This window comes from Methylomicrobium lacus (assembly GCF_041897535.1).
Classification (GTDB): Bacteria; Pseudomonadota; Gammaproteobacteria; order Methylococcales; family Methylomonadaceae; genus Methylomicrobium; species Methylomicrobium lacus_A.
Window position 1 is genome coordinate 2,375,645 of record NZ_CP169217.1, and the last position, 20,238, is coordinate 2,395,882.

Annotated in this window: 21 protein-coding genes; 8 read left to right on the top strand and 13 right to left on the bottom strand. The window is 56.0% G+C overall.

The window, feature by feature from the left end; all coding sequences use genetic code 11:
• Positions 1-2 precede the first annotated feature (2 nt).
• The 5 genes from ACEPPP_RS10375 to ACEPPP_RS10395 all read right to left on the bottom strand — a co-directional run bounded on the left by ACEPPP_RS10375 (position 3) and on the right by ACEPPP_RS10395 (position 4,853).
• Positions 3-2,177: a molybdopterin cofactor-binding domain-containing protein gene (locus ACEPPP_RS10375; protein ID WP_374086412.1), complete on the bottom strand. Its 2,175-nt coding sequence runs from the start codon at positions 2,175-2,177 to the stop codon at positions 3-5.
• On the bottom strand, positions 2,174-2,638 hold the full coding sequence (locus ACEPPP_RS10380) for a (2Fe-2S)-binding protein (RefSeq protein WP_374086414.1): 465 nt from the start codon (positions 2,636-2,638) through the stop codon (positions 2,174-2,176). Before ACEPPP_RS10380 ends, ACEPPP_RS10375 begins: the two co-directional genes overlap by 4 nt.
• A 3-nt stretch (positions 2,639-2,641) precedes the next feature.
• Positions 2,642-3,250, bottom strand: coding sequence for an NTP transferase domain-containing protein (locus tag ACEPPP_RS10385; RefSeq protein ID WP_374086416.1), 609 nt, complete (start codon positions 3,248-3,250; stop codon positions 2,642-2,644).
• Complete coding sequence (locus ACEPPP_RS10390; protein WP_374086418.1) at positions 3,243-4,343, bottom strand: XdhC family protein; 1,101 nt, start codon at positions 4,341-4,343, stop codon at positions 3,243-3,245. Before ACEPPP_RS10390 ends, ACEPPP_RS10385 begins: the two co-directional genes overlap by 8 nt.
• A 150-nt stretch (positions 4,344-4,493) precedes the next feature.
• Complete coding sequence (locus ACEPPP_RS10395) at positions 4,494-4,853, bottom strand: phage integrase N-terminal SAM-like domain-containing protein (protein WP_374086420.1); 360 nt, start codon at positions 4,851-4,853, stop codon at positions 4,494-4,496.
• Between the two features lie 94 nt (positions 4,854-4,947).
• On the opposite strand from ACEPPP_RS10395, the gene ACEPPP_RS10400 reads away from it, so the two are divergent.
• From ACEPPP_RS10400 to ACEPPP_RS10435, 8 genes are all read left to right on the top strand, one after another.
• The gene (locus ACEPPP_RS10400) at positions 4,948-5,553 is read left to right on the top strand and encodes a hypothetical protein (protein ID WP_374086422.1); all 606 of its coding nucleotides are present in this window, start codon (positions 4,948-4,950) and stop codon (positions 5,551-5,553) included.
• Positions 5,554-5,746: 193 nt separating this feature from the next.
• Positions 5,747-6,325 (top strand): hypothetical protein, encoded by a 579-nt coding sequence (locus ACEPPP_RS10405; RefSeq protein WP_374086424.1) that lies wholly within the window; start codon positions 5,747-5,749, stop codon positions 6,323-6,325.
• A gap of 100 nt (positions 6,326-6,425) precedes the next feature.
• On the top strand, positions 6,426-7,283 hold the full coding sequence (locus ACEPPP_RS10410) for a class I SAM-dependent methyltransferase (protein ID WP_374086425.1): 858 nt from the start codon (positions 6,426-6,428) through the stop codon (positions 7,281-7,283).
• A gap of 114 nt (positions 7,284-7,397) precedes the next feature.
• The gene (locus ACEPPP_RS10415) at positions 7,398-7,766 is read left to right on the top strand and encodes a hypothetical protein (protein ID WP_374086426.1); all 369 of its coding nucleotides are present in this window, start codon (positions 7,398-7,400) and stop codon (positions 7,764-7,766) included.
• A gap of 434 nt (positions 7,767-8,200) precedes the next feature.
• Positions 8,201-8,713 (top strand): hypothetical protein, encoded by a 513-nt coding sequence (locus tag ACEPPP_RS10420; RefSeq protein ID WP_374086428.1) that lies wholly within the window; start codon positions 8,201-8,203, stop codon positions 8,711-8,713.
• 94 nt (positions 8,714-8,807) lie between these two features.
• Entirely contained in the window at positions 8,808-9,653 is an 846-nt protein-coding gene (locus tag ACEPPP_RS10425; protein ID WP_374086430.1) for a transposase, read from the top strand.
• A 397-nt stretch (positions 9,654-10,050) separates the two neighbouring features.
• Positions 10,051-10,299, top strand: coding sequence for a hypothetical protein (locus ACEPPP_RS10430; protein WP_374086431.1), 249 nt, complete (start codon positions 10,051-10,053; stop codon positions 10,297-10,299).
• Positions 10,296-12,809: a hypothetical protein gene (locus ACEPPP_RS10435; protein WP_374086432.1), complete on the top strand. Its 2,514-nt coding sequence runs from the start codon at positions 10,296-10,298 to the stop codon at positions 12,807-12,809. Before ACEPPP_RS10430 ends, ACEPPP_RS10435 begins: the two co-directional genes overlap by 4 nt.
• Positions 12,810-13,157: 348 nt before the next feature.
• Here the strand turns inward: ACEPPP_RS10435 and purD are convergent, their stop codons facing one another.
• The 8 genes from purD to ACEPPP_RS10475 form a co-directional block, all read right to left on the bottom strand.
• Positions 13,158-14,441, bottom strand: coding sequence for a phosphoribosylamine--glycine ligase (gene purD / locus ACEPPP_RS10440; protein ID WP_374086436.1), 1,284 nt, complete (start codon positions 14,439-14,441; stop codon positions 13,158-13,160).
• Positions 14,442-14,489: 48 nt separating this feature from the next.
• Complete coding sequence (purH, locus tag ACEPPP_RS10445; RefSeq protein ID WP_374086437.1) at positions 14,490-16,049, bottom strand: bifunctional phosphoribosylaminoimidazolecarboxamide formyltransferase/IMP cyclohydrolase; 1,560 nt, start codon at positions 16,047-16,049, stop codon at positions 14,490-14,492.
• Positions 16,050-16,096: 47 nt separating this feature from the next.
• On the bottom strand, positions 16,097-16,345 hold the full coding sequence (locus ACEPPP_RS10450; protein ID WP_374086439.1) for a helix-turn-helix domain-containing protein: 249 nt from the start codon (positions 16,343-16,345) through the stop codon (positions 16,097-16,099).
• A gap of 100 nt (positions 16,346-16,445) precedes the next feature.
• A complete protein-coding gene (gene dusB, locus ACEPPP_RS10455; RefSeq protein ID WP_374086441.1) occupies positions 16,446-17,414 on the bottom strand; it encodes a tRNA dihydrouridine synthase DusB in 969 nt (322 codons plus the stop codon).
• A gap of 198 nt (positions 17,415-17,612) precedes the next feature.
• Entirely contained in the window at positions 17,613-18,167 is a 555-nt protein-coding gene (locus ACEPPP_RS10460; protein WP_374086443.1) for a hypothetical protein, read from the bottom strand.
• On the bottom strand, positions 18,168-18,362 hold the full coding sequence (locus tag ACEPPP_RS10465) for a heavy metal translocating P-type ATPase metal-binding domain-containing protein (protein ID WP_374086445.1): 195 nt from the start codon (positions 18,360-18,362) through the stop codon (positions 18,168-18,170).
• A gap of 18 nt (positions 18,363-18,380) precedes the next feature.
• The gene (locus ACEPPP_RS10470) at positions 18,381-19,577 is read right to left on the bottom strand and encodes a class I SAM-dependent rRNA methyltransferase (protein ID WP_374086446.1); all 1,197 of its coding nucleotides are present in this window, start codon (positions 19,575-19,577) and stop codon (positions 18,381-18,383) included.
• A 3-nt stretch (positions 19,578-19,580) separates the two neighbouring features.
• Complete coding sequence (locus ACEPPP_RS10475) at positions 19,581-20,234, bottom strand: zinc-ribbon and DUF3426 domain-containing protein (protein ID WP_374086448.1); 654 nt, start codon at positions 20,232-20,234, stop codon at positions 19,581-19,583.
• Positions 20,235-20,238: the final 4 nt, after the last annotated feature.

The following is a 20,238-nucleotide window of genomic DNA, read 5'->3' on the forward strand; positions in this document are numbered from 1 at the left end:
AATTAAAACGAATACTGCGACAACGGCAAACTGCGCACCCGTTGGCCGCTGAGCAGGAACAGCGCGTTGCAGACGGCCGGCGCGATCGGCGGCGTGCCGGGCTCGCCGATGCCGCCGAGCGGCGCGCCGCTGTTGATGATTTCGACCTCGACGATGGGCATCTGGTCGGGGCGCAGGATCGGATAGGTGTCGAAATTGCCCTGCACGACACGGCCTTTCTCCAAGGTGATGGCCTCGCCCATCGCGGCCGAAAGTCCATAGCAAACCCCGCTCTCGATCTGCCGCTTGACGATCGCGGGGTTGACCGCGAAACCGCAATCGACCGCGCCCCAGACGCGCTCGACCTTGAACTCGCCGTCCTGATTCAGGCTGACTTCGGCGACTTCCGCGACGATGCTGTTGAACGATTCATGCAGGGCCAAGCCCATCGCATGCTTGACGCCTTGCGTATCGGTCCAGGGCTTCGCCTTCCAGCCCGCCATGTTCGCGGCGGTCTCCAGCACTTTTTTGAAGCGCGGCTGCTCTGCCAGCAATTTCAGGCGGAATGCGAGCGGATCTGCGCCTACCGCATGCGCCATCTCGTCGAGGAACGATTCCTTGTAAAAACAATTCTGCGAATGGCCGACCGAGCGCCAGAAACCGATCGGCGCCTCTTTGACCGGCACGTTGACCACGTTCGTGCGTTTGTTCGGGATCGCATAAGGCAGCTCGACCGTGCCTTCGAACACGCTGGCGTCCAGATCGGGATTTTTGACGAAGCCCGGCATCAGGCGGGTCATCGGCCCTTCGCCGACCGAGGTGATCTGCAAAGCGACCGGATTGCCGTCCTTGTCGAAACCGGCGCTGAATTTCGCGGCCGACATCGGCCGGTAATGGTCGTGCTGGAGATCTTCCTCGCGCGTCCAGATCACCTTGATCGGCTTGCCCGGATGTTTTTTGGCCAGCGTGATCGCCTGGATCGCATAATCCATCACGAAACGGCGGCCGAAACCGCCGCCGAGGAACGGCGTGATCACCTCGATCGCCTCGGGCTTTAATCCTGTGATTTCGGAAGCGACCCCGACCACGAAATCGACGCCCTGGTTCGGCGCCCAGACCGTGCAACGGTCTTTCGTGACCAGCGCGGTGCAGTTCATCGGCTCCATCGTGACGTGTGCGATGAAAGGCGCATGATACTCCGCTTCGATGGTCTTCGCGGCGGAAGTCATCGCCTTGACCGCGTCGCCGACTTCCTCGGCGACATGGCCCGGCTCGTTCAGCGCCGCCTGCAACCTGACCTTGTAATCTTTTGTCGAGAAACCGGCGTTCGCGCCTTCGTCGAAGGCGACCGGCAGCTTCTCCAAGGCTTTCTTCGCATGCCAGAAATGGTCCGCGATCACCGCGACGCCGTTCGGTATCTCTTCGACCGCGACGACGCCGGGCAGCTTCAGCACCGCGTTTTTATCAACGGAGGCGACCTTGCCGCCGAACACCGGCGACTGCATCACCGCGGCATGCAGCATACCGTCCACTTTGATGTCGATGCCGAATTCGGCCGCGCCGGTCGATTTGGCGAGGCTGTCGGTGCGCTTGACCGGCTGGCCGATCAGCCTGAAGGCCGCGCTGTCTTTCAACGGCACGTCCTTCGGCGGCGTCAGTTTGGCGGCCTTTTCGGCCAGCTCTCCGTAACCGAGCTTCCTGCTACTCGCCGCATGCACGACCGCCCCAGGCTCGGTCGTACAATCGCCGGGCTTGACGCCCCATTGCTCGGCCGCGGCCTGGATCAGCATCGCCCGGGCGGTCGCGCCGGTCTTGCGCATCGTCATATAGGACGATCTGACGCTCAGGCTGCCGCCGGTAAAGCGCATCGTGTTGTCGAACATGATCTTGTAGTCGGGACCGTGCGGCGCCTGCACGACCTTGAGCGCGGACATCTCGACATCTAGTTCCTCGGCCATGATCGCCGGGATAGAGGTATAGGTGCCCTGCCCCATCTCGATGAAAGGATTCTGGAAAACGACCTGGCCTTTGTCGTCGATGCCGATGAAGGCGTTCAGGTCCTGATCCTGTTCGGTCTGTCCGATCTTGGCGCAACCGGTCGGCAGCGACACGCCGAGCAGCAACACGCTGGCGCCGGCCGCCGCGCCGAGGCCGAGGAATTGCCGGCGCGACATCGGAATATTGATGATATCGCTCATGACTGCGCTCCCTGGATTTCGGCGGCGCGTTTGACCGCGGCAAAGATTTGCTGATAGGTGCCGCAGCGGCAGAGGTTGCCCATCTTCGCGCGGATCTCCTCGTCGCTCGGATGCGGATTCTGCTTTAGCAAGGCCGCCGCCGCGATGATCTGCCCGGACTGGCAATAGCCGCACTGCGGCACGTCCTGTTCAACCCAGGCCTGTTGCAGCGGATGCAGGCCTTTCTCGGTCGCGAGGCCCTCTATCGTGGTGATCGCCTTGCCTTTCGCCGCGCTGACCGGCGTGACGCAGGAGAAGGTCTGCTTGCCGTCGAGCAGGACCGAACAGGCCCCGCACAGGCCGATGCCGCAGCCGTACTTGGTGCCGGTGTAGCCGGCCAGATCGCGGATCGCCCAGAGCAGGGGCATGTCGTCTTCGGCATCGATCGGATGCTCTTTGCCGTTGATCAGTAGGGTTGTCATGATTCACTCCTCGGCCAATGTCTGCCCGGTTAAACGTTCAAAATCACTTTGCGTATCGATATCGAGTTCGGCCCGCGCGCATGGAATCTTGATCACGTGCGCGTCGAACTCTTGCAGCAACGGTTTGGCGCCTTTATCCCCGGTCAATGTTTTGAGGCGGTCGAAATACACAGCCGGAAACAACGCCGGCACGCCACAGGATAAGTCATATTGACTGGCAATAATACGGCCGGGTTCACTCCGCCAGGCGTCGAGCAATGCTGCAAGATGCGCCGAATCGATCAAGGGCTGATCGCACAACAGGATCAGCACCGCTTCGGCCGAAGCCGGCAAGGCCTCAATCCCCAGCCTTATCGAGGAGGCAAGACCGTCCTGCCAGTCAGGATTCTGCAGCGTTTCGACCGGATTTAAATCGACCGCCGCGCGGATCGACTCCGCCTCTGCACCCAGCACCACGCTGACCCGCCCCGGCAATACCTCGCGCGCGCTGCCGATCGCCCGTTCGAGCAGGGTCTGACCCTGCCAGCGCAGCAATTGCTTCGGCCTGCCCAGGCGGCGGGAGCCGCCCGCGGCGAGAATCAGCGCATAGACATTCGGATAGGCATCAGGCATGCGCAGAGACTTTATCCATAGTCAACTGGCCGCCCTGCCGGCGGTTCTGCGCGGCCAGAATGCCGGCCATGATCGAAAGCGCGATTTCCTCCGGCGTTCGGGCGCCGATATCGAGCCCGACCGGCCCGAAGACACGGCCTTCGAGCTTTGCCGCCTGAGCACCGAGACCTTCGAGAAGCCTTTCCTTGCGCGCCTTAGGCCCGAGCAGACCGATGAAAGGAATCCGGCTGTCCGCAATACTTTTCAGAAACCGGCTGTCATATTCGAAACTGTGCGACATCAGCACGGCCGCATCGAAATGATCGAGTTGCAGGTTGCCGGCCAGGTGTTGCGGCGGGCAATGAAACAAGCGGCAAGCCGACGCGAAGCGTTCCGGCTTGATATAGGCGGGCCGGTGATCGACGATCGTGACCCGCCAGCCCAGCGCCTTCGCGCATTGCAAGACGGGTACCGCATCGGTACCGGCCCCGACGATCAGCAAGCGCGGCAACGGGCGGATCGGGTCATAAAAGACGCTGACCGTCTTATCCTCGATAAGGTGGTTTTCGCTATGGGGCCTATCGCCCGACAGAGTCCGCCGCGCCGCGGCGATCAGCGCATCAGGCCAGGACGAATCATCGTTCTCGCCATCCTCTTCCCGTAGAAATAGCGACCGGCCCGCCGGTAATTTGTGGTGGGTGGACTCGATCACGGTCAGCAACACGCCCTGCCGATCATTGCTGACCGCCTGGGCCAGCACGTCCAAAGGGAAGTCATGTTCCTCGGCCTTCAGCAATTGCAGGAAAATTTTGACCGCCCCGTTGCAGCCGAGACCGAGTCCCCAGATCATCTCTTCGGGCGAGCGCATGTCGTAATCCACCGTGACGGCCCTGCCGGTCGCAAAGACCGAACGCGCACGCTCGCTAAGATCGCTTTCGAAACAACCGCCGCTAAGCATCCCTTGGCATGTGCCGTCGGGCGCAATCAGCATCCTCGCCCCGGCCTTCTGATAGGTCGAACCCTGAGTTGAAATGATCGTGGCCAGTACGAAATCGGCCGCGTCGGAAGCGAGATTTCGGAAATTATCGACCAGCGTGTACAGTTGATTGGCCATAGCGTCGGAATAAACTTTGGCGGGAAGATGGAGGCTCGATTGCGCAGGAAAGTTCAGCGATTATCCTCCCTGGAGCAAGAAACGTCCAGCCGTCCAACAAACGGGGCACGATCCGATCAGGCTCCGATGAGCCCGTGGAGTAAGCCAGGGTTATAACCGATCCAGGGGGCTTACCAATGCCGTTAAGTTAAGAACAGCTTCGCTCCTTCTCCCTCCGGGAGAAGGCTGGGATGAGGGGATGAAAATAAAGTATTTTTCCTTATTTTTGATCCTCCTCACTTCCACAGCCAGATGCGTCAAAAATGCTTCAACCTCAACCGCACCCATTTCTAACGGATGGCGTTTGCCATGAAACAAAATAAACCGCTTGATCCACTGCACATAGAGCTTCTCGGTACGTATGCTGTAGTGCTTGACGCGAATCCGGTCGCGGACTTGATCAAGGAGTTTTGGCGGTGTATTTTTCGTTAGCATAAAGAGGTTGCTACCAATAATTTTATAGAGTAGCATCCAGTTTAGCAGATCGTCAGAGTGGCGTTATACACCGATAATCGTAGCTTAATATACACCTAAATAGGTGTCTACTTAACGTTAGGCAATACCTATGAGCACTCGTCTCATTAAGATAACTATAACAATTGCTGCGCTTGTTTTGGCGAGTATTCATGTTGTCTGGCCGAATCTTGCGCTTGACGGAGTAACTGCAACTCTATTTGCTATTTCGGTACTTCCTTGGCTTAGTTCAGTATTTAAGTCTGTGGAATTTCCCGGCGGACTAAAAGTAGAGTACCAAGAGCTTGAAAAAATCGAGGAACGTGCGCGTGAGACAGGTTTCCTTGCCGAAGAGCCTCAATCTACACAGCATAAATACTCATTTCAGGTTATTGCGCCTTCCGATCCGAATTTGGCACTTGCAGGGCTTCGAATAGAATTAGAACGTCGAGTCATTCGGCTTGCGGAGTCCCGTGGAATAGAAGTAACGCGAGTAGGCTTAAGCCAAATTCTTAGCCTTCTCAACCAGAGTCAACTGATTAACGGTAATGAACGTTCTCTACTTTCCGACCTCGCTAATATTCTGAATGTTGCTGTACATGGGGCTTCAATTGAGCCCTCAGCTGTTCAATGGGCACTTGATATAGGCCCACAAATCCTAGAAGTGCTGGACAAACGCGCTGATACAGCTGAAATAAGCTACGAAGGAATAGCTTAAACAAATATTGGTTATAGAGGTCATGATAATTTCGGTAGCAGCTAGGCTTTCGCCGTTACTATTTAGGCCTAACAAGTCAGTCAAAGGGACGCGCCGACCGTTGGCGGTTTTGAAGTTAGGTTTTTTTTCAAGGTTCGGCGGCTTCGTTCAAGCTCAGTGAGCGGCGCGCCCCTTACCGTAACGTTAGGTGTCTATGAAAGTTGCTGTCTCCGCGCTACAACCAGGGGATGTAATTCGAACCAATCCGGACGATGGGTATTGGGGATGTGCAATCGTCCTTGATCGCTTCTCGCTTTCGCCAATGCTTCCAAAGTCAGAAGCTTGCCACATTGCCACAACTGGTCTCGTAATGAGGAGTTTCTATGAGTTGGCGGACGTTGATACATCAGAGCTTAAACCGCTACTGTTTGAGCAGCATTACCAGCCCACTAGAGATTCACCGCTTTACGTCAAGACCGTAACCTGCATTGAGAAGTACGCACTACTAGGTAAGCACCAGGTTGACGTTATTGGGACAATTGACCCACTGCAAATATATGGCGGTCCGTTGAGTACCACATTCGGCGACTTCCCTGGCGGCTTTCCGTTACGCATGAAAATTGACCGGTATCTAGGAAATGAAGCGGTCATTGCTTGGCGAAGGAAATACGATAAAGAAGCTTGGGATGCAACAGTAGCAGCGAGCAATGCAACCTACTTTGATCGCGAGGAAGAAAGGCTTCAGAAGAATCGTGAAACACGTAAAGCAAGAACGAAAAAGAAAGACACCTAACATTGCGCTTAACCGGAGCGCGGTTATAATGCGGTTTTATTTTTTAGCTTCCTGTGCCGCGCCCGGTTAGCTTTACGTTAGATCGCACGAAGAAAGCATCATGCCCAATAAACAAGCAGTTGTTCCAGATAACACAGCAGTGCGGACCGCGCTATGGCGTGCATTGCACGTAGAACTAGACTCCCCTCCTCACGTGCTCGAAGACATCATCGGCTTGACACTGGTGGCTCCTGATGACGGTTGGCGCAATCGTCAAGATATGAGTCCGTTTACGCGGCCCTTTCGCGCCTCCATTGTGGCTCGCGCCCGCTTCGTCGAAGATCTCGTTGCAAATCAAGCCATGCGTGGCATTTCGCAATACGTCATTCTCGGCGCGGGGCTGGACACCTTCGCACAGCGAAAGCCTGAACTTGCGTCAGGCATGCAGATATTCGAGATCGACCAGCCCGCTACGCAGGAATGGAAGAGACAGCGCCTCATTGAACTCGGCTTCGGCACTCCACCTTTCCTGCATTTCGTACCGGTGAATTTCGAAGCGGGAGACGCTTGGCAGGAGCGGCTGGGCGCATCGGGTTTTGATTTCAGAAAACCGGCTGTGGTGGCTTCTACGGGCGTCAGTATGTATTTAACCAAAGAAGCGATCATGGCGACGCTGCGACAGGTCACAACGCTCGTCCATGGTTCGACATTCGTCATGTCGTTCATGTTGCCTATTGAGCTTAATGATCCCGAGATACGTCCCGGCGTCGAACGTGCGGCAGCAGGTGCAAAGGCAAACGGCACACCTTGGCTTAGCTTTTTCACGCCGCTCGAGATACTGGCACTGGCTCGCGAGGCGGGCTTTAGGAAAGTTGAGCACATATCAGCTGCAGTGCTCACCGAACGCTATTTTGCAGACAGGACAGACGGTCTGCATCCGCCGTGCAATTCGGAAGAATTGCTGGTTGCGGTAACTTAGCGGTCTAACATGCCGCTCAACCTTGCTCCTTTCAGTCGCTGGACGCTGCGCGATAAAGCCGCGCAGCGCCGGTTAGCTCTACGTTAGGCCTATCAACAAAAAGGAGAAATCGTAATGAAAATGAGCTTTCTATCTGTATTGGCTGTGGTTGTTTTAACGCTCGTCGGATGCGCTGGCACTACACCGATTAAGAATTTGGCATTGCCACCGGTAAGCACAATCGAAGGAACCGTCACACAAATTGATGAGGGTGGTTTTACCCTAGCGGACGGTTCCGGCTCAATCTTTGTTAGAGCCATGTTGCCAGACAACAAAAAACTGGGTCTTTCTCTGGATGAGAAAGTGAAAGTGTTTGGCAACCTACAGGGTGGTCAGAAAAAAATATTTGACGGGTATGTCATTAAAAAGCCATCGGGTGAACAGATCATCGTAAGCAATCCAACGCCTCACTTCGGCTTCATTATTCAGAGCTCCTTTCAGTAATGCCGAACAACGCCATCAATCCGTAGGGCGCAAATAACGTGGTAAGATGCGGTAACTCGGCAATGTCGTAGGGTGCGGTGAGGAATGAACTGCGTCGTTCGTGTAACGTCATCGCCTAACAAGCCGTTCGAGCGGACACGGGCGATAAAGCCGCCCGCGCTGCTCAACGCTGGTCGTTAGCGGGACTATGGGGTCAGGTCTTGGTTGCGGCTGGGCAATGCTGCACATTCTAGCGGGTGAGAACCCCGTCCCAGTAAAACTTTGGGGCCAGGTCTTGCAATATAGCAAACAATTACTAAAAGCAGATCCAAAAATGCTTTATTGCATGACCTGATCCCTTGGCGCCTAAATTGCCAGGTAGTGACAAATTTGTGCTCATTACGATAATATCCTGCCTAAAAGAAATACAAAACTTGTCAACTGAGGAAGAGATCATGGAAACCGAAACCATAAAAGAAGTTATATGGTCGCTATCAGCAATAGCCGCTTGGTCTGGTTTAGGAATATCTATCCGGAACAACGCAAGAACTAAAGATTTTAATAAAACAAAATTATATTTGGACTTAAGAAGTCGTTATTTGACCATTCGTCAAAACATACCGGATTATATTTTTCAGAAAGATGAAGATATTGATATAGATGACAAAGCGAAGTCAGCTATTGAACAATATTGGTATCAATGCTTTGATGAATGGTTTTGCACAAATAAATTAGATAGCGTTGATAAAGATAAAACAGATGGTTATCTGGCTTTGTGGGATGAATATTTCAAACATGCAATACAATCATCCTTGAAGTCTAAATCAATGAGGCGTGTGTTATCTTATATGATTAAAGGCCACGTCTCATTTGGTAGGCTAAGAGATGAATTCGAAGAGTTATTAAACCAGCTTTGGAGAGATTTAGACTCAAGCCACCATACTATTCATGATGGTTTTGATACATAGCTGGTTACCCCCAAAAGCTACGAATAACGTTGTCTTTAATGGGACTACATGGTCAGGTCTTGCAATATAGCAAAAGTTGTTTACACTGACACTTATGGCGAGACCACTCAGATTAGAATTGGCAGGCGGGTTATATCATGTGCCTTCGCGGGGTAATGCAAGAAGCGAGATATACCTTGATGATGAAGACCGATTAAACTGGCTCGAATTGTTCAACGACGTTTGCTCCCGGTTTAACTGGATTTGCCATGCGTATTGTTTGATGAGTAATCATTACCATGTGCTGGTGGAGACTGTGGAGGGCAATTTATCCAAAGGCATGCGTCAGCTGAATGGCGTTTACACGCAAACTTTCAATCGGAAACATCGGCGCGTCGGCCATGTGTTTCAAGGTCGCTATAAAGCTATTTTAGTGGAAAAGGACAGTTATTTGCTTGAGCTGTCTCGCTATGTGGTGTTGAATCCGGTAAGAGCGCAGATGGTCAAAGATGTAGCGGATTGGCCTTGGAGCAGTTATCGAGCAACGATCGGTCAAGTTCCGCCGTTAAGATCCTTACACGTTGATTGGTTGTTAAGCCAATTGGGTTCGGAACGAGAACAAGCGATTGTTCGATATCAGAATTTTGTCCGTGCGGGCATCGGATTGCCCCCCGTCTGGGAAAAACTAAAAAATCAGATTTTTCTTGGCGAGAAAGCCTTCGTGGAAAGACAACAAAGCCAAATTCAAGCCGAATCGGGGGATTTAAAAGAAATCCCAAAAGCGCAACGAAGACCTTTAGGCAAACCATTAAGCTATTATGTCGAAACCTTTCCCAATGCCAAGGAAGGAGTGAAAAAAGCCTATGCGAGCGGTGATTACACCATGCAGCAAATTGCCGATGCATTTGGCGTTCATTATTCTACAGTCAGTAGAGCGATCAATAAAAGCAGATCTAAATAATGCTTGATTGCAAGACCCGCCCCTTGGAATGACCCCTTGGCATGGCGGCGTTTCGAAGCAAAAAAACCCAAGCTCCTGGCTTTTGTTGACGCCTCGGGGACAACCCCGCAGCAACCTTAGCCGCTTACCCTAAAAGAAGGCTATTTATTTCAACAATATACGCATCACCTATCAAGTAAATTGAGGTAACACCTGAATAAAAAACCAATTTCGACCTTTTATCATCAGGTATTTCCTTAGTTCAATATCCGTTGTTCACCCGAGGTTGTCTGATCTGCTTTTGCGATAAATTCAACAAAGCAGATTCGGGGCAGTCGCCACTCGGGCTCACACTCACAGTCTCCCTAGAAGTTAAGAAAATAAATCGTTTCTTATCTTTCTCTTTACCGCTCATAGAGTGGCTAAATTCATTGAATCTGCAAAATTTAAGGCGAAAGAGGAGGTTAAAAGCAACTTTTCGCTCCTTCCAAAACAGGCGTTTAGTCCGTTTAGTTTTGTCCTCCACGACCACAAAGGAAAATTCCCCTTGCTAGAAAATGGCTACTGGGTTCGTAAGGACGGTGAAACGGAAACGGTTAATCAAGGTTCTTGGAATAGAGAAAGAACTATTAACAATTCATCTTCATATTCAGGAGAACTGAAATGAAAGCAAAGCAAAAAATGGCAGAAATGCACAGTCCCCACCCGTTGGGGACGCAACCCCAAAGCCGCCATCGCACATTTGTCCACATCATTATGATGGGATTAATAGTGATGGCATTATGGATCTCGGATGTAGATGCAGTGTTCGCCGCGTTCGTGCCACCGCCGAGCACCCAGTTCGACATCAACGGCTTCCTTCAGACGGCCACACTCACAACTCCCGCCGATCCACTCTCCGGAGGCACTTTGATGGTCAACGACCAAGTCGTGACTGTGCCGGCAAATACCATTGTGATCCTGCCCGCCAACGCGCTGACCTGGCAGGAGCTCTTCTCCCAAGCTCCCGCACCCTACGCCGGCGCGCAGACCGGCATGGCCCTAGCCGACTCGCCAACGCCCTTTTACACCTATGAGGTACATGTCGTGGGCAACCGGGTTGGTGATACCTACATCGCCGGCCTGATTGACATCGCGCAGAATGGTCTCAACTCCGGAGCCGGCTACATCAACTTCATCGACTACACAACTGGGGAGTTCCGCGTCGGCGGTACGATCGGAAGCTCGAGCACGGGAACCCGGGTGCGACTCAACGATCCGTTGGGACGTTATGGGCGGGTGATGACGCCCGACCAGCGCTTCTCGGTCGACCCCGACAACCCGACGATCAGCTCGGCCACCGGCTACCCGATGTGCTTCCCGCGTGTCCCTCTCGATCCGAACGCGACGGATGGCGCTGGCAATTTCCTTAACCCAGACGATCCGCTGTGTCCCCGGACCAACCGAATAGCCAACCCCGACGGCACCTTTGCGCTCAGCCAGACGATGACAGATCCGGCAAGCCTTCCCAACGGAGGAGCTCTTGATCCCAGGATTCAGGCCCCCATGGAGATCGGCGACTATGTCACCTTCGCCGGAACCCTCATCAACGACACGGCTGGCTCGTATGTCTCGGCTCACACAGTCACCAACAACGCCGGCATCTACACCGCGCCAGGCACCAACCCCGCCTACGTTCTGACCGACGTCGGTCTCATCGGCACAGGCGGCCTGACCGTCATCGGGGCCGGCGAGGCAGCGGTCCGGACCCGCTTCGAGGGCATGAGCACCGACCCGAGTCGTAACATCCACCTTTACGGTATCGATCTCGATCCCGCGACCGGCGCCATATCCGACCGTGACTGGGGCACCATCGGTGTCGACCCAGGCCCCCCCAATGGCGCGGTCAAGGGCCGCTGGCGTTTCCGGCCACCCTGCCTGCCATTCGGGACCGTTCCGACCAAACCCGACAAACAATGCGTCATGAACGCGGCCGGTACCTTCCTGCCGCCGACACGCGAAGTGCGGGCGGTCATCGAAGGCCAGCAGTCGCAGGTTGTCGCTCTTGCCGCCAACGACCAGACGAAGACCTCGGCTAACGGGCTCTTCTACGGCCAGTACCACGCTCCCATCCTTGAGTATATCTTCCCCGAGAACATCCCGGGCACTCCGATCGTGGAGAATAATTTCAACGCCATCGATTTCCTTGCCCTGGGTGGGTATACTTCCTCGGCAGGCACTAAAGTAGGAGTGCTCAATCCCTGGCCCAGCAACATTGCCCCAAGCACGGCTTGTGTTGCTCCGACTGCCAATGCTGGCGGTCCCTACACCGTAGCGTCTGGCGGAACGGTCACTCTCGCTGGCAGCGCCACCGGGACTCCACCCTTAACCTATGCCTGGGCCACCCCGGCTTCGGGAACTCTCAGCGACACGGCCATAGCCGCTCCGGTCTATACGGCACAGACGGTTACAGCGAATACGACGGACAACCTCTCGCTCACGGTGACGAATGCGTGCGGCACCAATACGGCCAGCACCTCGGTCACCATCAATGCTCCGGCCGCTCCGACGGTCAACCAAGTAGCACCGGTCTCGTTGGTATCCGGGGCGAACGGTAGCTTCACGGTCAGCGGCAGCGATCCGAATAATATCACTCCGCTTACCTTCACAGTGAGCCAGTCCGGAACTCCCGCCCTGACCAACTTCATCACCACCCAAAACCCGCCAACTGGGGCGACGGTAACCTTCACTGCGCCGGTTCTCCCGGTCGGCCAGGTTGATCCCACCGTGATCCAAATCTCGATCACGGCGACAAATAGTGCCGGCACCGTCTCGGCGTCCGAATCCAACACTGTCACCGTCAAACCGATTGCGGACTCTGACACGATATCCACTGCGCAGTATCGCACCAGCAAACAAAGGCTTGATCTCACCGCCACTTCGAGCGTCGTCAGCCCCAATGTGACCTTGACGCTGCAGCCTTATCTGACCGAGTCGGGAACCACCTTTACACCTCCGGCAGCAACGCTGACCAACAACGGGAATGGCAACTACACGATGACGCTGGTCGGAGCGCCGCCACCGGCCTGCAAGCTCGGTGGAACGTATGCGACCCCGTGCTCGCAGAAGCCGCTCGTCGTCAAATCCAATGTAGGCGGCACCTCTCCGGCCACTGCATTGACGAATATCAGGCAATAAAACGGCTAAGCTAAAGACCAGTCAAGCCCGCTGAAAGGGGCTTGACTGGTTATCTGCCAAAATTAAAGGACTAAGGAGGGGGAAACAGTCTGAGTTAGGATCGCCTCATTGGGCGATATAAGGCAGGAGTAGAAAGCTTGACCGGTCGACGAATGACCGCAAAGATAAAATGGCGTTCGAAGGGTTGTCGAAAAGTGAGGATAGGGCAATTGAAAAATATTTTTACCCCGCTCTCAATTATTTTCTTGCACAGACTCTCGATTGTCACGCACCGCCGGAACTGCGCGAACGGGATTCCCACGCTGCGGAGCGTGGGAACAAGGAAGCGACATATTGGAGATATACGCCTTACACGGTACGATCAATGGCCTTGAAGCCAATATCGGTCCGGTAATAAACAGCGTCCCAGTCGATGTTGCGGACCAGCCGGTAGGCCTTGTTCTGGGCCTCGGCGACCGTGTCGCCCAGCGCGCAGGCGCAGAGCACGCGGCCGCCGGCGGTCACGACGTCCTGGCCGGATTGCGCCGTGCCGGCGTGGAAGACTTTGCTGTCCCGGCTTTCGCCGGTCGGAAGCCCTTTGATCACCGCGCCTTTTTGATAGGCGTCCGGATAACCGCCGGCCGCCATCACCACGCCGAGCGCGGGGCGTGGGTCCCACTCGCTCGTAACCTGATCGAGCCTGCCCGCCAAGGCCGCCTCGCAGAGTTCGACCAAATCGCTCTTCAGGCGCATCATGATCGGCTGGGTTTCGGGGTCGCCGAAGCGGCAGTTGTATTCAAGCACCTTGATCGAACCGTCGGCGGCGATCATCAATCCCGCGTACAGGAAGCCGGTGTACGGCAGGCCGTCTTCGGCCATGCCTTTCAGGGTCGGCCCGATCACCTCGCGCATCACGCGCTGATGGATTTCGGGGGTCACGACCGGCGCCGGCGAATACGCGCCCATGCCGCCGGTGTTCGGGCCCTTGTCGCCGTCGTCGCGGGCCTTGTGATCCTGCGAAGTCGCCATCGCGAGGGCGTGGCTGCCGTCGGCGATCACGATGAAGCTGGCCTCCTCGCCTTGCAGAAATTCCTCGACCACGACCCGGCTGCCGGCTTCGCCGAACACATTGCCGGACAGCATGTCCGAGGCCGCATCGATCGCTTCCTGCTCTGTCTGCGCAACGATCACGCCCTTGCCGGCGGCCAAGCCGTCGGCCTTCACAACGATCGGCGCGCCCTGTGCCTTGATGTAGGCGATCGCCTTGTCCTTGTCGGTGAAGGTCTGATAGGCGGCGGTCGGAATCTGGTGTCGGACCATGAAATCCTTGCAGAAGCTTTTCGAGCCTTCGAGCTGGGCGGCCTTTGCGGTCGGCCCGAAGCACTTCAGGCCCGCTTCCTGAAAGCGGTCGACGATGCCAAGCACCAGCGGCACTTCGGGGCCGACGATGGTCAGGCCGATCGCTTCTTGTTTGGCGAAGTCGAGCAGGGCATCGATGTCGTCGACCGCGATCGCGACGTTTTCGATGCCGGGCTCCAGCGCGGTGCCCGCATTGCCGGGCGCGACGAAGACTTTTTCGACTTTCGGGGATTGTTTGGCCTTCCAGGCCAGGGCGTGTTCACGGCCGCCGCTGCCGACGATCAGAATGTGCATAATGTTCTGCAAGATAAGTTATAAACGCAAGAAAAGAGAAAATGCGTATCAATGCCTGAAATGGCGCATACCGGTAAAGACCATCGCGATGTTGTGTTCGTCGGCCGCGGCGATCACCTCTTCGTCGCGGATCGAGCCACCGGGATGGATGACCGCGGTGATGCCGGCCGCCGCAGCCGCATCGATGCCGTCCCGGAACGGGAAGAACGCATCCGAGGCCATGACCGAACCCGGCACGACCAGGCCTTCATCGGCGGCCTTGATGCCGGCGATCTTGGCCGAATAGACCCGGCTCATCTGACCCGCGCCGATGCCGATCGTTTGCCGGTTTTTGCCGTAGACGATCGCATTCGATTTGACGAATTTCGCGACTTTCCAGACGAACAACAAATCGCCGAGCTCCTCGGCGGTCGGCGCGCGCTTGCTGACGACCTTGATGTCGCTCGCGCCGATTCGGCCGTTGTCCCGGTCCTGCACCAACAGGCCGCCGGCGACGCGCTTGAAATCGAAGCCGGGCGTCACGGAACCTTGCCAGGCGCCGGCTTCGAGCACGCGTACGTTCTGTTTCGCAGACAGTACATTCCGCGCTCCCGCGCTGACCTTCGGCGCGATGATCACTTCGACGAACTGGCGCTTGATGATTTCGGCCGCGGTGGCTTCGTCGAGTTCGCGGTTGAACGCGATGATGCCGCCGAAGGCCGAAGTCGGATCGGTCGCATAGGACCTGTCATAGGCCGCGAGCAGTGAATCGGACTCGGCGACGCCGCACGGATTCGCGTGCTTCACGATCACGCAGGTCGGCTTCTCGTCGAAAGATTTGACGCATTCGAGCGCCGCGTCCGCATCCGCGATGTTGTTGTAGGACAGCGCCTTGCCCTGCAACTGCGCCGCTGCCGCGATCGTGCCGGAGGCAGGAGTTTTTTCCCGATAGAAGGCCGCGCCCTGATGCGGGTTTTCGCCGTAGCGCATCGTTTCTTTCAGATAGAACTGCAGGTTCAATGTCTCGGGAAACGCTTGCTCGTTGATCTTGGCCAGATAGGTCGCGATCGCGGTATCGTAGCGCGCGGTGTGCGCGAAGCTGGTCAGCGACAATTTGAAGCGCGTCGCCAGGCTCAGGCTGTTGTGCTGGGCCTTCAGCTCGGCCAGCACCCCGGCATAATCGGCCGGCTCGACCACGACCGCGACATCGTTGTAATTTTTCGCGGCGGCGCGGATCATCGTCGGCCCGCCGATGTCGATGTTTTCGATCGCGGTTTCGAGATCGCAATCGGGTTTGCTGATCGTCTGTTCGAACGGATACAAATTGACCACGACCAGATCGATCGGATCGATGCCGTGCGCGGCCATCACCTGGTCGTCGATGCCGCGGCGTCCCAGGATGCCGCCGTGAATCTTCGGATGCAGCGTCTTGACGCGGCCGTCCATCATCTCCGGAAAGCCGGTATGGTCGGAGACGTCGGTGACCGGGATGTTATTTTCGGCCAAGGTCTTGGCGGTGCCGCCGGTCGAAAGGATCACGATGCCAAGCTCGCTGAGCTGGCGGCAAAAATCAACGATCCCGGTTTTGTCGGATACGCTGACGAGTGCGCGTTTAATGGTTTTATTCATAGGAAAATAGTTGTGTGAGTAAAATCGGGCACGGGACTTGGCCCCGTTTAAGACAATCCGTGCTGTTCGAGTTTTTTGCGCAGGGTGCTGCGGCTCAGTCCCAAGGCCTTAGCGGCTTTGGTCTGATTATAACCGGAATGACGCAAGGCCGACTCGAGTAAGGGTTTTTCGACCTCGCTCATCACGATCTCGTACAGATTGACCACGTCGTGGTCCTTCATCTGGGCAAAATACAGATCGACGGCCTGTTTGACATGCGCCGATAAGGGAATCGAATGAATAGCGTTAAAGTCCAAGTCTGTGTCTCTGTGTTCTATCTGACCGCCAGCTAAGCTGAGGTCAAAACTGTCTGGGGATGATTTATCGGATTTTTCCATGAGATGCTCAACCCGGCGGTTAGTTTAAAAAGTCCAATGCCGACCGCATCAAACGTAACTGCTCTGTCGCAATGGTGGCCGCATTCAGCGCCTGCCTGACATCCTGGCTAATCGAGTCGAAACGCCCCAGATACCAGCCGATATGTTTGCGGGCGATTTTAACACCGGCCGACTCGCCATAGAAACCATACAATTGTTCGAGATGCGCCTCGATCGTGTTAAATATAGTCGCCGAGGCCGGCTGCCAACGCTTGTCGCCGTCTTGAAAAAAATGCCGGATCTGCTCGAACAGCCATGGGTTGCCGCAAGCGGCGCGGCCGATCATCACCGCGTCGGCGCCGGTTGCTGCGAGCACGAAGCGGGCCTTTTCCGGGCTGTCGATATCGCCGTTCGCGATTACCGGTATGCCGACCGCCTGCTTGACCGCGGCGATCGTGTCGTATTCGGCCTCGCCGTTGAATTTGCAGGCGCGCGTGCGGCCGTGTACGGTCAGGGCGGCGATGCCGGCATTTTCGGCGATCTCTGCGATTCGGACCGCATTGCGGTTGTGTAGATCCCAACCGGTCCGGATCTTCAGCGTGACCGGCACCTCGACGGCATTGACCACCGCGTCGAGAATATGGCCGACCAGCGCTTCGTCTCTCAGCAACGCGGAACCTGCCGCGACCGAACAAACTTTTTTGGCGGGACAGCCCATGTTGATGTCGATGATGTGGGCGCCGCGCTCGACATTGAACCGGGCTGCCTCCGCCATCTGCACAGGATCGGTGCCGAGGATCTGCACCGAACGCAGGCCGCTTTCGCCTTCGCCGTCCGACTTCAACAGCGTGCGCGCATGCAGCCGCAAGGCCGGATTCGAGGCGGTCATCTCCGAAACGGTCAGGCCCGCGCCAAAACGTTTACAAATTTCGCGAAACGGGCGGTCGGTAATGCCGGCCATCGGCGCCAACAGCACATTATTCGCGAGTGGGTAAGGACCTATCCGCATCGGGTTCCACATAGAAAAAGATAGAAAGTAAAACCCGCGGCAACGGCCGGGATAATCATGCCGGGTTGCCGGCTTCTTGTTAATGCAGTGCTTTTTTGCTTGCGTGCCAGGAGGATTCCAGGCCTTTACGATTCTGCGGGAGCGGCGAGGCCGCCGCTCCTCTTAATAAGTCCGGCAGGAAGCCGGATTTGAGTTCAATCAGCCGGCCGAACCGGAAGTTTTATTGGCCGCTTCGGCCTCTTCGTTCCAGATCGGATTGTTCAGGTCTTCCGGATTCAGTTTGACGCGGTCTTCAGGATAAATATGCCAGAAAGACTGATCGATCTTGCCGTTGCTGTAACCTTCCTTCTTTTCGTGCGCGAACGGGCACCACCAGTTTTCGACGATCTTGACCATGTAGGCATGCCATTCGAACACCGCGACGCTGACCGGGCAATACCAGGTGCAGTTCAGGATCCAGTACAGTTTCGACTGCGCCAGGCTGGCCTTGAACGAGCCGTCCATCGTGATCTGGGTTTTCAAGTCGTAACGATGGCTGGCGCGGTCCGGCAAAAACGCCGAAAACGGCTTGATATTGCGGCCGCCGATCAAAATCAGATGATAATAAGTCAGATAAGCGCTGATAAACACGAACGGCAAGGTAATGATCGGCAGATACACGAATACCAGACCGATCGCCCGGCGCCAAACCGGGACCTGTTTATGATATTTGCCGATTTCGGCGCGGCCGGAACATGATTCACAGGCTTTCATTTACTCTTTACCCTCTTTTTTTAGTGATGATGGGCTTGCCGATAAGAGATTCTTATCGTTAAGCAGTTGATAAATGCTCAGGCAGCCGGCGCAGCAAAACTTTAAAATTCCGTCGGGCGTTTCCAACGTGAAGCCCGCAATTTCGACAGGCTGGCCGCAAAGAACGCAAGATTCTCGGTATTCTACCTTGGTCATCAAGATGCCTCAATGACTTTATAAAGCGGACGAAACCGAGCAGAAAAAGGTCTTCAAATACTGGGTCTCCGGAATTGCGGGATCGATCGGATGATCCGGCCCCTGGCCGCCCTGGGCGATAAAAGTCAAATGCCGGTCGATGTGACGGCCCGACGAGCGCAGGATTTCATGCAGATCGCCCTGGCTCAGATGGAACGAACAGGAGGCTGAGATCAATATGCCGTTTTTCGCCAGCACCTGCAACGCCAGATGGTTCAACCGGCGGTAGGCCTCGTAGCCCTGCTGGTAATCCTTTTTGCGTTTGATCAAGGCCGGCGGATCGAGCACGATCATATCATAGAGACGGCGCTCCTGGCGCGCCTCTTTCAAAAAATCGAACACGTCACTGTGCGCGAACTGCACCCTGTCCTCGACGCCGTTCAAGACCGCATTTTCGCGCGCCAGATTCAACGCCGACTCGGAGCCGTCCACGCAGGTGACCTCGAGCGCGCCGGCGATCGCCGAAGGCATCGCCCAGGCGCCGGTGTACGAAAACAAATCGAGCACGCGCCTGCCTTTCGCGATACGGGCCAGCTCGGCCCGGCTCATCCGGTGATCGTAAAACCAGCCGGTTTTTTGGCCGTTTAGAATATCGATTCTGAATTTTGCGCCGTTTTCTTCGATGATCAAGGACTCCGGCAAGGCGCCGTAAGCGACGACCGATGCCGTATCCAGGCCTTCGAGCTGGCGCTGGCTGTTGTCGTTTTTGAAGACGATCGCGGCAGGATCCAACACGTCGACCAGCGCGGCCAGCAAGATGTCCTTGCGCTGCTCGATACCGGCCGTGGTGATCTGCACCGACAGCACATCGCCGAAACGGTCGATCACCAGTCCCGGCAGGCCGTCGCTTTCGCCGAACACCAGCCGGTAATACGGCTTGTCGAACACCGTTTCGCGCAGCGCCAACGCTGTCTGCAGCCTTTCCTTGAAGAAATTGGCGCCGCATTTCAGATTCGGCTTGCGCGACAACAGGCGCGCACAGATCAGTGCATTCGGATTCACGTAGGCGGTGCCGAGCGGCTTGCCGTCGTGCGCGAGCACCCGCGCCAGATCGCCGGGCGCAAAGCCGTTCAGCGGCGAGCGCTTGCTATCGATTTCATTGCTGAAGATCCACAAGTGCCCGAGGCGCAGGCGCTTGTCTTCGTTTTTCTTTAAAAATAACTCGGGTATATCCATCGTTTAATAACTGAGATCGAAATGAAAACCGCCGACCTTCGTCTGGGTCGCGGCGATTTCAAGATTGATTTCGGCCGCGCTGTTAGCGGCCAGGCGCGTATTTTGCTGCTGCGAGGCCAGATATTCGTCCGGCCGAAACTGCCGCTGCGCGAACGGCTGGCCGTCATAAGTCAAGAGGGTCAGGCCGATCACCGGATAACGCATCGGAAAGGCGCCCTCATTGTTCAACACCAACTTGAACGCATAATGCCGGTTCGGCAGCTCGCTGAACGAATTGCGCAAGACGGAGAGCTCGGCCAGGTTTTGATAGTCCGGCAGGCGGCAATGCAACACGGCGCAGAGCTTTTCGAACGCCGGACGCATTTTCGGGTTCTGCAGCGCGCGGCCGCCTTCAAAATACAGCCCCTGCGCGAAGAGAGCCACCACGCCCAGCGCCAGCCCGATACGCCAGACCGACTGATACCGGCCCTTGTGTTCGGCCCAGGTCTCCTCGGAAGGCTGCACATCGGCGGCCGCCAGCATTTCGGTCTCGGCCAGCGTCGCCAGCGCATCGAACATCGCGGAGCAGCGTTTGCAGCGCACCATGCCCCGGCCGCTGCGCAGCACTACCGGCGTAATCCGTTGCGTGGTCAGGCATTCGGGGCAGCGGGTAAACATCTCA

What these genes read in the sequence shown, in the direction of transcription:
- ACEPPP_RS10375 (WP_374086412.1), bottom strand. Translation starts at nt 2,177, where the DNA reads ATGAGCGATATCATCAATATTCCGATGTCGCGCCGGCAATTCCTCGGC.
- ACEPPP_RS10380 (WP_374086414.1), bottom strand. Translation starts at nt 2,638, where the DNA reads ATGACAACCCTACTGATCAACGGCAAAGAGCATCCGATCGATGCCGAA.
- ACEPPP_RS10385 (WP_374086416.1), bottom strand. Translation starts at nt 3,250, where the DNA reads ATGCCTGATGCCTATCCGAATGTCTATGCGCTGATTCTCGCCGCGGGC.
- ACEPPP_RS10390 (WP_374086418.1), bottom strand. Translation starts at nt 4,343, where the DNA reads ATGGCCAATCAACTGTACACGCTGGTCGATAATTTCCGAAATCTCGCT.
- ACEPPP_RS10395 (WP_374086420.1), bottom strand. Translation starts at nt 4,853, where the DNA reads ATGCTACTCTATAAAATTATTGGTAGCAACCTCTTTATGCTAACGAAA.
- ACEPPP_RS10400 (WP_374086422.1), top strand. Translation starts at nt 4,948, where the DNA reads ATGAGCACTCGTCTCATTAAGATAACTATAACAATTGCTGCGCTTGTT.
- ACEPPP_RS10405 (WP_374086424.1), top strand. Translation starts at nt 5,747, where the DNA reads ATGAAAGTTGCTGTCTCCGCGCTACAACCAGGGGATGTAATTCGAACC.
- ACEPPP_RS10410 (WP_374086425.1), top strand. Translation starts at nt 6,426, where the DNA reads ATGCCCAATAAACAAGCAGTTGTTCCAGATAACACAGCAGTGCGGACC.
- ACEPPP_RS10415 (WP_374086426.1), top strand. Translation starts at nt 7,398, where the DNA reads ATGAAAATGAGCTTTCTATCTGTATTGGCTGTGGTTGTTTTAACGCTC.
- ACEPPP_RS10420 (WP_374086428.1), top strand. Translation starts at nt 8,201, where the DNA reads ATGGAAACCGAAACCATAAAAGAAGTTATATGGTCGCTATCAGCAATA.
- ACEPPP_RS10425 (WP_374086430.1), top strand. Translation starts at nt 8,808, where the DNA reads ATGGCGAGACCACTCAGATTAGAATTGGCAGGCGGGTTATATCATGTG.
- ACEPPP_RS10435 (WP_374086432.1), top strand. Translation starts at nt 10,296, where the DNA reads ATGAAAGCAAAGCAAAAAATGGCAGAAATGCACAGTCCCCACCCGTTG.
- purD (WP_374086436.1), bottom strand. Translation starts at nt 14,441, where the DNA reads ATGCACATTCTGATCGTCGGCAGCGGCGGCCGTGAACACGCCCTGGCC.
- purH (WP_374086437.1), bottom strand. Translation starts at nt 16,049, where the DNA reads ATGAATAAAACCATTAAACGCGCACTCGTCAGCGTATCCGACAAAACC.
- dusB (WP_374086441.1), bottom strand. Translation starts at nt 17,414, where the DNA reads ATGCGGATAGGTCCTTACCCACTCGCGAATAATGTGCTGTTGGCGCCG.
- ACEPPP_RS10460 (WP_374086443.1), bottom strand. Translation starts at nt 18,167, where the DNA reads ATGAAAGCCTGTGAATCATGTTCCGGCCGCGCCGAAATCGGCAAATAT.
- ACEPPP_RS10465 (WP_374086445.1), bottom strand. Translation starts at nt 18,362, where the DNA reads ATGACCAAGGTAGAATACCGAGAATCTTGCGTTCTTTGCGGCCAGCCT.
- ACEPPP_RS10470 (WP_374086446.1), bottom strand. Translation starts at nt 19,577, where the DNA reads ATGGATATACCCGAGTTATTTTTAAAGAAAAACGAAGACAAGCGCCTG.
- ACEPPP_RS10475 (WP_374086448.1), bottom strand. Translation starts at nt 20,234, where the DNA reads ATGTTTACCCGCTGCCCCGAATGCCTGACCACGCAACGGATTACGCCG.